This window comes from Streptomyces sp. NPDC052040 (assembly GCF_044548405.1).
In the GTDB taxonomy this organism is placed as follows: Bacteria; Actinomycetota; Actinomycetes; order Streptomycetales; family Streptomycetaceae; genus Streptomyces.
In genome coordinates, this window is record NZ_JBIUBV010000001.1 from 539,226 (window position 1) to 552,492 (window position 13,267).

13 protein-coding genes are annotated in these 13,267 nt (G+C 73.3%); 10 read left to right on the top strand and 3 right to left on the bottom strand.

The window, feature by feature from the left end:
- Nucleotides 1-283 precede the first annotated feature (283 nt).
- The 6 genes from ACIHAA_RS02230 to ACIHAA_RS02255 all read left to right on the top strand — a co-directional run bounded on the left by ACIHAA_RS02230 (nucleotide 284) and on the right by ACIHAA_RS02255 (nucleotide 5,829).
- Complete coding sequence (locus tag ACIHAA_RS02230; protein ID WP_399811881.1) at nucleotides 284-814, top strand: (2Fe-2S)-binding protein; 531 nt, start codon at nucleotides 284-286, stop codon at nucleotides 812-814.
- The gene (locus ACIHAA_RS02235; RefSeq protein WP_399811884.1) at nucleotides 801-1,790 is read left to right on the top strand and encodes an FAD binding domain-containing protein; all 990 of its coding nucleotides are present in this window, start codon (nucleotides 801-803) and stop codon (nucleotides 1,788-1,790) included. The genes ACIHAA_RS02230 and ACIHAA_RS02235 overlap by 14 nt, the downstream gene beginning before the upstream one ends.
- Complete coding sequence (locus ACIHAA_RS02240; RefSeq protein WP_399811886.1) at nucleotides 1,787-3,994, top strand: xanthine dehydrogenase family protein molybdopterin-binding subunit; 2,208 nt, start codon at nucleotides 1,787-1,789, stop codon at nucleotides 3,992-3,994. Before ACIHAA_RS02235 ends, ACIHAA_RS02240 begins: the two co-directional genes overlap by 4 nt.
- Before the next feature lie 188 nt (nucleotides 3,995-4,182).
- The gene (locus tag ACIHAA_RS02245; protein WP_399811888.1) at nucleotides 4,183-4,806 is read left to right on the top strand and encodes a DUF6230 family protein; all 624 of its coding nucleotides are present in this window, start codon (nucleotides 4,183-4,185) and stop codon (nucleotides 4,804-4,806) included.
- Nucleotides 4,807-4,838: 32 nt separating this feature from the next.
- Nucleotides 4,839-5,357 (top strand): DUF6114 domain-containing protein, encoded by a 519-nt coding sequence (locus ACIHAA_RS02250; RefSeq protein ID WP_399811891.1) that lies wholly within the window; start codon nucleotides 4,839-4,841, stop codon nucleotides 5,355-5,357.
- Between the two features lie 130 nt (nucleotides 5,358-5,487).
- Nucleotides 5,488-5,829, top strand: coding sequence for a DUF5713 family protein (locus ACIHAA_RS02255; protein ID WP_399811893.1), 342 nt, complete (start codon nucleotides 5,488-5,490; stop codon nucleotides 5,827-5,829).
- A 32-nt stretch (nucleotides 5,830-5,861) separates the two neighbouring features.
- On the opposite strand, the gene ACIHAA_RS02260 is transcribed toward ACIHAA_RS02255, so the two are convergent.
- Nucleotides 5,862-6,494 (bottom strand): response regulator, encoded by a 633-nt coding sequence (locus tag ACIHAA_RS02260; RefSeq protein ID WP_399811896.1) that lies wholly within the window; start codon nucleotides 6,492-6,494, stop codon nucleotides 5,862-5,864.
- Nucleotides 6,491-7,702, bottom strand: coding sequence for a sensor histidine kinase (locus ACIHAA_RS02265; RefSeq protein WP_399811898.1), 1,212 nt, complete (start codon nucleotides 7,700-7,702; stop codon nucleotides 6,491-6,493). The genes ACIHAA_RS02260 and ACIHAA_RS02265 overlap by 4 nt, the downstream gene beginning before the upstream one ends.
- A gap of 134 nt (nucleotides 7,703-7,836) precedes the next feature.
- Here ACIHAA_RS02265 and ACIHAA_RS02270 point away from each other — a divergent pair, with 134 nt between their 5' ends.
- Nucleotides 7,837-8,877, top strand: coding sequence for an ABC transporter permease (locus tag ACIHAA_RS02270; RefSeq protein WP_399811900.1), 1,041 nt, complete (start codon nucleotides 7,837-7,839; stop codon nucleotides 8,875-8,877).
- Nucleotides 8,874-9,545 (top strand): ABC transporter ATP-binding protein, encoded by a 672-nt coding sequence (locus tag ACIHAA_RS02275; RefSeq protein WP_399811903.1) that lies wholly within the window; start codon nucleotides 8,874-8,876, stop codon nucleotides 9,543-9,545. The genes ACIHAA_RS02270 and ACIHAA_RS02275 overlap by 4 nt, the downstream gene beginning before the upstream one ends.
- Nucleotides 9,546-9,557: 12 nt before the next feature.
- Here ACIHAA_RS02275 and ACIHAA_RS02280 read toward each other — a convergent pair whose 3' ends face one another.
- Entirely contained in the window at nucleotides 9,558-10,352 is a 795-nt protein-coding gene (locus tag ACIHAA_RS02280) for an IclR family transcriptional regulator (protein ID WP_399811906.1), read from the bottom strand.
- A 273-nt stretch (nucleotides 10,353-10,625) separates the two neighbouring features.
- On the opposite strand from ACIHAA_RS02280, the gene allB reads away from it, so the two are divergent.
- A complete protein-coding gene (allB, locus tag ACIHAA_RS02285) occupies nucleotides 10,626-11,966 on the top strand; it encodes an allantoinase AllB (protein ID WP_399811908.1) in 1,341 nt (446 codons plus the stop codon).
- A 43-nt stretch (nucleotides 11,967-12,009) separates the two neighbouring features.
- The gene (gene alc, locus ACIHAA_RS02290; protein WP_399811910.1) at nucleotides 12,010-13,170 is read left to right on the top strand and encodes an allantoicase; all 1,161 of its coding nucleotides are present in this window, start codon (nucleotides 12,010-12,012) and stop codon (nucleotides 13,168-13,170) included.
- The last annotated feature ends 97 nt before the right edge of the window (nucleotides 13,171-13,267 follow it).

Below are 13,267 nucleotides of genomic sequence, written 5' to 3' on the forward strand. Positions count from 1 at the left end.
GCCTCAGTCGCGACCGCCGCCGCCCAGGCCCCCGCCACCCACACCCATCGGCCGCGCTCCCGCGTCAACTCACCCTGGGGAAAACCCTGTTGAGGGCGGCCGGGCATTTCATGCCGAATACCCCGTAAAGCGTATATTTGAAAGCGGCGAGGTATCGGTGGGTGCCGGGCGCGCCCATGGCGCACGCCCGGCGCTCCCGCCCCGCGGTGCCCGACGACTCAACTCACCGGATCCGCCCCAGGAGGGGCCCGAGTCGTACCCGACCCGTCCGGAGGAGGACGCGATGAGGGACGTGGCGAGCGAACGGGACGTGGAGAAGCGTCCCGCGGTCGTGGAACGGGTCGTGACGCTGGAGGTGAACGGCCGCACCTACACCCTGCGCCTGGACACCAGGGTCACCCTGCTCGACGCCCTGCGGGACCGGCTGGGCCTGGTGGGCACGAAGAAGGGCTGCGACCAGGGGGCCTGCGGAGCGTGCACGGTCCACGTCGACGGCAGGCGAGTGCTGTCCTGTCTGACCCTGGCGGCGCAGGCCGAGGGCCGGCGGATCACCACCGTAGAGGGCATCTCCGGCGGTGACGAGCCGCACCCCGTGCAGCGGGCCTTCATGGAACACGACGGCTTCCAGTGCGGCTTCTGCACCCCGGGCCAGATCATGTCCGCGGTGGCGCTGATGGCCGAGGGAAGAGCCGGTTCCGACGAGGAGATCCGGGAGTTCATGAGCGGCAATCTGTGCCGCTGCGGCGCCTATCCCAACATCGTCGCCGCGATACGCGAGGCGGCGTCCGGGGGAGGCCGCGATGCGCACCTTTGACTATGTACGGGCCACCGGGACCCAGGAGGCGGTACGGCTGCTGGCGGACGATCCCGCCGCGTCCTGTCTGGCGGGCGGCACCACACAGCTCGACCTGATGAAGGACGGGGTCCTGGAGCCCCCGCGGCTGATCGACATCACCCGGCTCCCGCTGCACGGCATCGAACGCCGTGGCGAGGCCCTCCATGTGGGTGCGCTGGCCACCATGGAGGAGCTGGCGGCCGACCCCACGGTGGCCGAACGGCTGCCCGTGGTGCGCGAGGCCCTGCTGCTCGGCGCCTCCGTGCAGCTGAGGAACATGGCCACCATCGGGGGCAATCTGCTCCAGCGCACCCGCTGCCGCTACTTCCGTGACCCCGCGGTCCCCGAGTGCAACAAGCGTGCGCCGGGCTCCGGCTGTGCCGCGGTGCAGGGCGCGGCCCGGATGCACGCCGTACTCGGAGTGAGCGAGCGCTGCATCGCGCTGCACGCCTCCGACCTCGCCGTCGCCCTGGTGGCGCTCGACGCGGTGGTCCACATCCAGGGAGTCTCCGGACGCCGGACCGTGCCGCTGACGGAGTTCTATGTGACGGCCGACGAGAGCCCCGAGCGCGAGAACGTACTGGAACACGCCGAGCTGATCACCGAGGTCGAGATCCCGCTGCCGCCCCCGGCCGCCCGCTCCGGTTATCTCAAGGTCCGCGACCGTACGTCCTACGAGTTCGCCCTCACCTCGGCCGCGGTGGTGCTCGTGGTGGACGACGGCACCGTCCGTCAGGCCCGGGTGGGCCTGGGCGGAGTGGGGTCCAAGCCCTGGCGGGCCTACGAGGCCGAGCATGTGCTGACCGGCGCACCGGCCACGGTGGCCGTGTTCCAGGACGCGGCCGAGGCGACGATGCGCGACGCCTGGACCCTGCCGGGCACGGCCTTCAAAGTGCTGCTCGCCCGGCGCACCCTGGTGCGCGAGCTGAAGACAGTGTCAGGAGTGACGGCATGAGCACCGTCGAGAGCAGGCCGCTGATCGGGGCGGGCATCAGCCGGGTGGACGGTCCGCGCAAGGTCACCGGCACCGCCCCGTACCCGATGGACTTCAGCGTGCCCGGACAGGCCTACGGAGCCCTGGTGCAGAGCACGATCTCCGCGGGCCGCATCGTCCGTATGCACACCGGGGAGGCCGAGGGAGCGCCCGGTGTCCTCTGTGTGCTCACCCATGAGAACGCCCCGAAGGTCGGGACCGGACCGACATCGGTACTCGGCGCCTCCCCGCCCCCGCCGCTGCGCAACGACCGGGTCGTCCACCACGGGCAGCACATCGCCTTCGTGGTCGCCGAGACCCCGGAGCAGGCCACCGCTGCGGCCCGCCTGGTGCAGGCCGACTACGAGGCCACGGAGCCGCTGCTCGACCTCCAGGACCCGCGGGCCGAGCATGTCGTCGACCCCTGGGGGATGGACACCTCGCGGGGTGAGCCCGCCGCGGCGCTGGAGAGCGCCGAAGTGACCCTGCGCGCGATGTACACCACGGCGGACAACACCCACAACCCGCTCGGACTGTTCGCCACCCTGGCCGTGTGGGAGGGCGACACGCTGACCGTGCACGACACCAGCCAGTGGCCGTCGATGGTGCGCACCACCCTCGCCACGGTCTTCGGCATCCCCGAGAGCGCCGTACGGGTTCTGGTGCCCTTCGTCGGCGGCGGTTTCGGCTCGGGGCTGCGCGTCTGGCCGCATGTGATCCTGACCGCCATGGCCGCCCGGCTCACCAAGCGGCCGGTCAAACTGGTGCTGACCCGGCCGCAGATGTTCACCTCCGTCGGGCACCGGCCCAGCGGGGTGCAGTGGCTGAGCGTGGGCGTCACCCGCGACGGCGACCTCGTCGCCCTCGACCACCGCAGCCTCAGCTCCCTGAGCATGGAGGACAACGACTACGAGCCCTACACCGCGGGCACCGCCTTCGCCTACGCCTGCCCCCATGTGATCACCCAGGACCAGCAGGCCCGGATCAATGTCGCCGTGCCCACCTCCATGCGCGCCCCGGCCGAGGCGCAGGGCAACTTCGCCCTGGAGTCGGCACTCGACGAACTGGCCTGGACCCTCGGCATGGACCCCCTCGAACTGCGGCTGCGCAACCACACCGACGTCGACCCGCGCAATGGGCTGCCCTGGTCCGGCAAGGCGCTCCTGGAGTGCTACGAGGTGGGGGCGCGCCGGTTCGGCTGGTCCGACCGGATCCCCGAGCCGCGCTCCATGCGCGACGGGAACTGGCTCGTCGGCTACGGCATGGCGAGCGCGATGTTCCCCCACTTCGCCCAGCCCTGCGCGGCGCAGGCCACCGTCAACAGCGACGGCAGCGCGCTGGTGCGCAGCGCGGCCACCGACATCGGCACCGGAACGTACACCGTGATGGCCCAGCTGGCCGCCGAGGAACTGGGGCTGCCCCTGGACCAGGTCCGCTTCGACCTGGGCGACTCCGACATGCCCAACTCGACGATGGCGGGCGGCTCCGGACTGACCGGTGCGCTGGGCAACGCGGTGCACAACGCCTGCCGTCGGCTGGTGCGCTCCTTCGCGGAACTGGCGCACGGCGACGCCGAATCCCCTCTGCTGGGTGTCCCGCCGGACGGCGTGGAGTGCACCGACGGGCGGATCCACCCGGCGGGGCGCCCGGACCGGGGGGAGTCGTACGTCGACATCCTCGCCCGGCACGGCCTGTCCGAACTGACCGCGAACGGGAACAGCACCCCGCCGGACGCCGAGACCCTGGGCATGTCGCCCGCGGGCGCGTACGGCGCGAAGTTCGTGGAGGTGCGGGTCGACGCCGATCTCGGTCTGATCCGGATCGCACGGGTGGTGTCCGCGATCGACGGCGGCCGCATCCTCAACGCCAAGACGGCCCGGAGCCAGATCGTCGGCGGGACCGTCGGCGGCATCGGCATGGCCCTGTACGAGGACACCGTCACCGATCCGCGCACGGGCCGGATCGCCAACGGCACCCTGGCCGACTACCTGGTCGCCGTGAACGCCGACATACCCGAGCTGGACGTGATCTTCGTCGGCGAGCCCGACCGGGCCACCCCCACCGGCACCAAGGGTGTGGGCGAAGTCGGACTGGTCGGCATCGCGCCCGCCATCGCCAACGCCGTGTACCACGCCACCGGGAAGCGCCTCCACACGCTGCCGATCACCCTCGACGCCCTCCTCTGAAGCCGCCGGACCCGGCCGCCCGGGCACATCACCCGACTGTCCGGGCACATCACCCGACTAGGGGCCCTGACGTGCCGTCGGCCGCCGTGTCCGGACGCCTAGACTCCGTTTCCAGCCACCCGCTTCGTCTGCCCGGTCCCCGCCCGGTCCGGCACGGGCGGGGCCGCCGGCGCGACGGAGGAGGCGCCATGCCGCACCACTCCGGCAGGACCAGCTGGAAGCGGTTCGCCGCCGTGCTCCTCCCGTCCGTCCTGGCCGCCGCGGTGCTCGGGGTCGGCATGGCCGAGGGCGCGCTCGCGGCGTCCTTCTTCATCTCCGGCCAGCGCTTCGAGATCGCCGCGGACACCCTGCGCGGCCGCGGTGTGAGCATCTACCCCCTCGTCGACATCACCCGCAAGGGCACCCTGGTGCCGGTCGTGGTCCTGGGGTTCCGGCACGCCGACATCAGCAGACTCTGCCTGTCCGTGGAACTGCCGGTCCCGGGGCTCGGGCCCTACACCCTGCGGCTCACCGGCGACAGCGGGCGGCAGGTGGAGGCAGCGAACCTGTTCATCGACACGACCTCCGTGACCGCCGATCGGTCGACCGCCGACGACATCGACATCGGTGTGGCCGCGGGCTCGATCCACAAGGGGCCCATCGACCCCGGAGACAGGAATTCGCGGTTCTTCGACCCCGATGTCTTTGCCCAGCAGGCGCGTTCGGTGGTCCTGACCGATGTACGGGCGGTCTCGGTCGCCGCCTCGGCCGGCACCCTCAACATTCCCGGCCTCGACCTGCGGATCGTGCAGGGCAGCCACCGCTGCTTCTGAGCCCTCCCGCCCGCCCCACCCCAGGGAGACACGTGTTCAGGGACCCCTTCCCCTTCCCCTTCCCCTTCTCCGTCCGCCGCTTCCCCGTCCGCCGCCCGCGCCGCGCCGCAGTCGTCGGCAGCTGGCAGGCCTTTCGCGTCTGGCGGGGCGAACGCCCTTTCTGGGCCGGCCTGTTCACCGTCGTCGCGGGGCTGCCCATCATGTACTTCCCCTCCACCGGCCTCGACCTTCAGGGCGTCGTACTGGCCCTGTCGACCACATCGGGCGCCGCCTCCCTGGTCATCGGGGTGCTCCTGGTCGTGCTGGGCCTCTGCCTGTGGTTCCAGCGGCACGCGCGCGGGTTCGCCGCCGCGGCCGTCCTGCTGCTCTCCCTGGTCTCCTTCCCGCTGGCGAACTTCGGGGGGCTGTTCCTCGGCCTGCTCTGCGGCCTGATCGGCGGTTCCCTGGCATGCGCCTGGATCCCGCCCGGGGCCACCGCCGGACCGACGCCCGGGGAGGACCCGGCGGGTGCGGCCCGGCCCCCGGCGGACGCGGAGGGCGCGGGGCGGTGACGGACGGCCCTGCGGCCCCGCCGCCCCAGGGCCGCCCCCGTTGTCAGTGGCGTGCTGCATGATCGGCCCATCGGTAGTCGAGACGAATGCGTCCGTGGGGGATGCATTCGAGGGGAATGGGGAAAACGCCGTGCCGATCGCCCATCAGCAGGCCGCGGAGCACACCTTTCTGCGGCAGCTCTACGTGGACAGCTACTACCCCGACCATGTCGTCGACCGGGGCAGGGCGATCCTGCTGCGGCTGTGCGAGCGGATCGAGGCCGAACAGCCACAGGACCTGGCCGCCCTCTATGCGCTGACCCGGGCCGCGACAGAGGAGTTCAACCTGTTGCAGGCGGAGTTCGAGGCGGCCGGGAGCGAGATCGAGACGGTCGCGCGGGAGGAGATAGCCGAGGACTTCTGGTTCATCGCGTCGGCGTACGGCTTCGCGGACGCGGACATCGAGGAACTGATCGCCACCCGCGACTGGTGACCGGCGCCCGCACGGCCCGGCCGTGCCGGGGGTCAGCCCTGCCGCCGGATGAGCCCCCGCTCGCAGGCGGCCGCCACCGCGGCGGTACGGGAGTCGACGCCCAGTTTGGCGTAGATGTGCACCAGATGGGACTTCACCGTGGCCTGGCTCAGGAACAGCCGCTTGCTGATCCCCAGATTGGACAGCCCGTCCCGGACCAGTTCCAGGACCTCCAGCTCGCGGCGGCTGAGCGCGGCGACGGGCGTGCGCATCCGGTGCATCAGCCGGTCGGCGACCGCCGGGGCGAGCGCCGAGTGCCCGGCGGCGGCCGTGCGGACCGCGGCCGCCAGCTCCTCGGGCGGCGCGTCCTTGAGCAGATAGCCCGCCGCGCCCGCCTCCACCGCCGCGAGGATGTCCGCGTCGGTGTCGTAGGTGGTGAGCACCAGGACGCGTGGCGCTCCCGGACGCGCCGTGATCGCGGCCGTGGCCTCGGCGCCGTGCAGCCCCGTCCCGAACTGGAGGTCCATCAGCACCACGTCCACCCCGCCCGCCGCGGCCCGCTCCACGGCGGCCTCCGCCGTGGGAGCCTCGGCGACGACCGCGAAGTCCGGTTCCCCGGACAGCACGGCCCGCAGCCCGGCGCGGACGACGGGATGGTCGTCGGCCAGCAGCAGTCTGATCGTCATGCCGCGCTCTCCACACCCGGGCCGGGGCCGCCGTCCCCCGGCGCGGCCTCACCGTTCCCCGAGGCGGGCAGGGGGAGGGTCACCGCCAGGGCGGTGCCCTGGCCCGGCGCCGACTCCACGCTGAGCCTGCCGCCCAGGGACTCGGCGCGGGCGCGCATCGCGGGCAGCCCGAAGCCTCCGTCCCCGTCCCGGCGTACGTCCGCGGGCGCGAACCCGGCACCGTCGTCCACCACGTCCAGCGATACCGAGGTCTCCATGAAGCTCAGTGTGATCTCCACCCGGGCGGCCCGGGCGTGGCGCAGGGCGTTGCCGAGCGCGGACTGCGCGATGCGCAGCAGCGCCACCTCGTAGGGGGTCGGCAGCGCGACGGGGGTGCCGCTCACCGAGAACGCCACCACCGGGTCCCCGGCCGGGGCGCGGAGCCGCTCCAGCGCGCCCGTCAGGGAGCCGTGCTCCAGCCCGGGCGGGGTCAGGGCGCGGACGAAGCGGCGCGCCTCGGCGAGGTTGTCCTGCGCGGCCGCCCGGGCCTGTTCGATGTGCGGGCCGACCGGGGAGCCCTCGGGCAGCAGCCGCTGGGCGGCCCGCAGCAGCAACTGGATGCTGGACAGCCCCTGCGCGAGGGTGTCGTGGATCTCCTGTGCCAGCCGCTCGCGCTCGGCGAGCACCCCCGCGGTGCGCTCGGCGGCCGCCAGTTCGGCGCGGGTCGCGACCAGCTCCTCGATCAGCGCGCGGCGGCGCTCGCTCTCCCGGTACAGCGCCTCGTAGCCGAGGACCGTGGCGACCGCGACGGCCGCGCCGAGCAGCGGACCGATGAACGCGCCCGCCGTGAGCCGCTCGGTGTGCACCAGGAAGCTGGCGATCGCCGCCGCGGCGGTCGCCGCCACTGCGGGCAGGCTCCAGCGCACGGGCAGCAGATGCAGGTGGAGGAAGTAGAGCGGGAAGGCCGCCCACAGGCCGTCGGGGGAGAGGGCCAGCAGGACCAGCCAGGCCGCGCTGAGCGCCGCCAGCCAGAGGGCGGCCCGGCGCCGGGAGCGGTGCACCGCCCCGCTGAGCGCCCCCGCTGCGAACACCGCGCCCGTGCCGAGCGCCGCGGCCAGCGGGGCGGGACCGTCCGCCCGTACCGCGGCGAGGGCGAGCAGGCCCGCGAAGAGCGCGTACAGACACAGGCGCAGGGCGGTGACGGCGGGGGAGTGGGGGCGGAGGTCCATGGCCCGTCCAGCCTATGCGGACGCCCGCGCGGACCCGTCAACCGAAAGGTTGAACACCGCCTCCCCCCTACGGCCCCGAAGGAGCAGGCCTCGGTGCGATGCCCCCGGCGGCGGTGCGGGCAGAGGCTGGGACCATGTTCGTCGCATGGAGAGACCTCCGGTTCGCCAAGGGGCGGTTCGCCCTGGTGGGAGCCGTGGTCGTACTGCTCACTCTGCTCGTGGGACTGCTGTCCGGGCTGACCGCCGGGCTCGCCCGGGAGAACACCTCGGCGGTGCTCGGACTGCCCGCCGACCATCTCGCCTTCGCCGCACCGCCCGGCGGCCGCCCGGTGTCCTTCACCGACTCCTCGCTGCCGCCCGCCACCTGGCACACCTGGGCCGCACGGCCCGGCGTGGTCTCGGCGCAGCCCCTCGGCATCCGCACCCTTCAGGCGGGCGCCGGAGACCGTACGGCGGCGGTGACGGTCTTCGCGGTCCCGCCCGGCGCGGGGATCGCACCGGACGGGGTCGGCCCCGGACGGGTGGTGCTCAGCGAGAAGGCCGCCGCCGACCTGGGCGCACGGACCGGGGACCGGGTACGCGTCGGCGGCGCGGAGCAGCGGGTCGCCGCGGTCGCGGGCCGCGCCTCGTACAGCCATACGCCCGTCGTCTGGGCCGACCTGGGCGGAGCACGGGCCACCGTCGTCGCGCTGCGCACCCGGGGCGCCGACCTCGCGGCGGGCGACCGGGCGGCGGGCACCCGGACCCTGGCCACCCGGGACGCGCTCACCGCCATCGGCTCCTACCAGGCGGAGAACGGTTCCCTCCAGCTGATGCGCGGCTTTCTGTTCGTCATCTCCGCCCTGGTCACCGGCGCCTTCTTCACCGTATGGACCATCCAGCGCTCGCCGGACGTCGCCGTACTGAAGGCGCTGGGCGCCCCCACCTCCGCCCTACTGCGCGACGCGCTCGGCCAGGCGCTGGTCGTGCTGACCGGCGGGACGCTGCTCGGCGCCGGGCTGGCCGCCCTGACCGGCGCCCTGCTCTCCGGCGGTGATGTGCCCTTCGTGCTCGACGTGCCGACCCTGCTCGGACCGTCCGGGGTGATGATCGCCCTCGGAGCGCTCGGCGCCGCCCTGTCCGTCCGCCGGATCACCACCGTGGATCCCCTGACCGCCCTCGGGAGCGCCCGATGAGCCTTGTCCTCGACGACATCACCCTCAGCTACGCCGACGGAGACGCCCGGCTGGTCGCGCTCGACGGGGTGGACCTGTCCGTGCCCGCGGGCACCACGACCGCCGTCGTCGGGCCGTCCGGCTCCGGCAAGTCCAGCCTGCTCGCGGTCGCCGCCACCCTGGTCGGTCCGGACCGGGGCCGGGTCGTGGTGGCGGGGACGGAGACGGGCCCGCTCGGCCGTGCCGAGCGGGCGGCGCTGCGGCGGCGCGAGATCGGCATCGTCTTCCAGCAGCCGCATCTGCTGCCGTCGTTGACCGCGCTGGAGCAGGTGCAGGTGATGGGCCGCCTGGACGGGCGGCGCGGGACGGCGGACCGCGCCCGGGAACTGCTGGCCGCGGTGGGCCTGGAGCGGCAGGCGCACCGCAGGCCGCACCAGCTCTCCGGCGGCCAGCGCCAGCGGGTGAACATCGCCCGCGCACTGATGAACGAACCCTCGGTGCTGCTGGTGGACGAGCCGACCAGCGCCCTCGACCACGAGCGGGGAGCGGCCGTGGTCGATCTGCTGCTCGGGCTCACCCGTGAGCGCGGTGCGGCGACGGTCCTGGTGACACACGACCGCGCCCACCTCCACCGGGCGGACGCGGTACGGGAGATGCGGGACGGACGGCTGTCCGGCCGGGCCGGCTGAACCGGCGTCGTGTCAGGCGCCGGTGCCGGCCAGGACCTCGGACAGTTCCGCCGCGACCTGCTGGAGCACCGGCACGATCCGCTCCGTGGCCGCGTCGGTGACCCGGCCCGCGGGTCCGGAGATGGAGATCGCCGCGGCCGTGGGGGAGCCGGGCACGGACACCGCGAGGCACCGGACGCCGATCTCCTGCTCGTTGTCGTCCACCGCGTAGCCGAGGCGGCGCACCTCGGCGAGCGCGGTGAGGAAGGCGTCCGGGGTGGTGAGGGTCCGGTCGGTCGCGGCGGGCATGCCGGTGCGGCCGAGCAGGGCGCGCACCTCGTCGTCCGAGGCGGTCGCGAGCAGGGCCTTGCCCACGCCCGTGGAGTGTGGCAGCACCCGGCGGCCCACCTCGGTGAACATCCGCATCGAGTGCTTGGACGGCACCTGCGCCACGTAGACCACCTCGTCGCCGTCGAGCAGCGCCATGTTCGCGGTCTCGCCGGTCTCCTCCACCAGCCGGGCGAGATGGGGGCGCGCCCAGGTGCCGAGCAGCCGGGACGCGGACTCCCCGAGCCGGATCAGCCGGGGGCCGAGCGCATAGCGGCGGTTGGGCTGCTGGCGTACGCAGCCGCAGGCCACCAGGGTGCGCATCAGACGGTGGATCGTCGGCAGCGGCAGCCCGCTGCTCGCGGACAGCTCGCTGAGGCCGACCTCGCCGCCCGCCTCCGCCATCCGCTCCAGCAGGTCGAAGGCACGCTCGAGGGACTGCACCCCGCCGGTGGCGGACTTGGCGGGGGCGTCGCTGGAACTGGACGTCGACGTCGGCACGGCGCGTTCCTTTCGGGGCTGGCGGAAGGGCAGCAGCCTACCCGTCAGCCGGTTGACTCCCTGCTGGTGCATGGCTACGTTCTGCTGATCGGAATTCTAATTCCGCCCTATGGAAACGTCCAGGAGTGGGGCCGGTGTGCCCGCGAAAACGTTCCGCCCTTGACGGGGCGGGGGTGGCGGGGAAGACTTCTTCAACAGAACGTTGAAATTTCGGTCCGTGTGGTGCGCGGATCCGCGGGCCATGCGGAGCGGACGGCGCAGAGAGGGGTCCGGGTGTCCGACGCCGAGCTGGTGCTGCGGTCGAGACAGGTCATCACTCCCGAGGGCACACGCGCCGCGTCCGTCGCGGTCGCCGGGGGCACGATCACAGCCGTAGGACCCTACGACGCCGCCGTGCCGGCTGGTGTGCGGCTGGAGGACCTCGGCGACGACGTGCTGCTGCCCGGCCTGGTCGACACCCATGTGCACATCAACGACCCGGGCCGCAGCGAGTGGGAGGGCTTCTGGACCGCCACCCGGGCGGCCGCGGCGGGTGGCATCACCACCCTCGTCGACATGCCCCTCAATTCCCTGCCGCCCACCACCACCGTCGACCACCTCAGGACGAAGCAGCAGGCCGCGGCCGGACGCACCCATACGGACGTCGGATTCTGGGGCGGGGCGCTGCCCGGCAATGTGAAGGACCTGCGGCCGCTGCACGATGCGGGCGTCTTCGGCTTCAAGGCCTTTCTGTCCCCCTCCGGCGTGGACGAGTTCCCCCACCTCGACGAGGAGCAACTAGCCCGCTCCCTGGCCGAGATCGCCGGATTCGGCGGCCTCCTCGTCGTCCACGCCGAGGACCCCCGCCACCTCTCCGCGGCCCCGCAGCAGGGCGGTCCGAAGTACGCCGACTTCCTCGCCTCCCGGCCCCGGGGCGCCGAGGACAGCGCCGTCGCCCAACTGATCTCCCGGGCCCGGCAGTTCGACGCACGTGTCCATGTGCTGCATCTGTCCTCCAGCGATGCGCTGCCCCAGATCGCCGCCGCGCGGGCCGACGGCGTACGGATCACGGTGGAGACCTGCCCGCACTATCTGACCCTGACCGCCGAGGAAGTGCCCGACGGGGCAAGCGAGTTCAAGTGCTGTCCGCCCATCCGGGAGGCCGCCAACCAGGACCTGCTGTGGCGCGCGCTGGCCGACGGCACCGTCGACTGCGTCGTCACCGACCACTCACCGTCGACCGCCGATCTCAAGACGGGCGACTTCGCCACCGCCTGGGGCGGCATATCGGGGCTCCAGCTGAGCCTGTCCGCGGTGTGGACCGAGGCGCGCCGCCGCGGGCACACCCTGGAGGACGTGGTCCGCTGGATGTCCGCGCGCACCGCCCGGCTGGTGGGCCTGGACTCCCGCAAGGGCGCCATCGCGCCGGGCCATGACGCGGACTTCGCGGTCCTCGCCCCCGACGAGACCTTCACCGTGGACCCGGCCGCGCTCCAGCACCGCAACCGCGTCACCGCCTACGCGGGCCGGACCCTGTACGGCGTGGTCAGGTCGACCTGGCTGCGCGGGGAACGCATCGTGGCCGACGGCGAGTTCACCGAGCCGAAGGGCAGGCTGCTCACCCGGGACCACTGAACCGACCCGCCCCGCCGACTCCCGAAAGGACGACCTGATCACCGTGACGGCGCAGCAGCACACCGGCCCGGCCCGTTTCACCGGCGACGCGCACCCCTACGGAGGAGGCGACCCGTACGCGGACTACCGCACCGCCGACTTCCCCTTCACCCGCCACACCGACCTCGCCGACCGGCGCTTCGGCGCGGCCGTCGTCGCCGCCAACGACGAGTTCTTCGCCCCGCGGGAGAATCTGCTGGTCCCCGGGCGCGCCGAGTTCGACCCCGAGCGCTTCGGGCACAAGGGCAAGATCATGGACGGCTGGGAGACCCGGCGCCGCCGCGGTGTCTCGGCCGGGCAGCCGTGGCCCGCCGCCCAGGACCACGACTGGGCGCTGATCCGGCTGGGCGCGCCCGGTGTCGTACGCGGCATCGTCGTGGACACCGCGCACTTCCGCGGCAATTACCCCCAGGCGGTGTCGGTGGAGGGCGCGTCGGTGCCCGGCTTTCCCTCCCCGGAGGACCTGCTCGCCGACGACGTGAAGTGGACGACGCTCGTCCCGCGGACGCCGGTGGGCGGCCACGCGGCCAACGGCTTCACTGTGGCCGCCGACCAGCTGGTCACCCATCTGCGTCTCAACCAGCACCCCGACGGGGGCATCGCGCGCCTGCGGGTCTACGGCGATGTGGTGCCCGACCCGGGCTGGCTCCAGGCGCTGGGCACCTTCGACGTCGTTGCCCTGGAGAACGGCGGCCGGGTCGAGGACGCCTCCGACCTCTTCTACTCGCCCGCCGTCCACACCATCCAGCCGGGCCGTTCCCAGAAGATGGACGACGGCTGGGAGACACGCCGCCGCCGCGACCGGGGCCACGACTGGATCCGCTACCGGCTGGCGGCCGAGGCACGGATCCGGGCCGTCGAGATCGACACCGCGTATCTGAAGGGGAACGCGGCGGGCTGGGCCTCGGTCTCCGTCGCCTCCGACGACGAGGCAGGCACCGGCAGCGGTGACACGGACGGCACACAATGGCGGGAGATCCTGCCCCCCACCCGCCTCCAGCCCGACACCAACCACCGCTTCGTCCTCCCGGCCCCGGCCGTGGGCACCCGCGCCCGCCTGGACATCCACCCGGACGGCGGCATCTCCCGCCTCCGCCTCCACGGCACCCTGACAGAGGCGGGCGCCGAGACCCTGAAGGCTCGCCACCGGGAGCTGGGCGGCTGAGCGGCCTGCCCGCGGGGACGTGCGGCACGGCTCCCGGGGGTCTGCCGTACGGCCCCGGGCACGGCTCTCGGGAGCCCTGCCGTACGGTCCCGGCGGC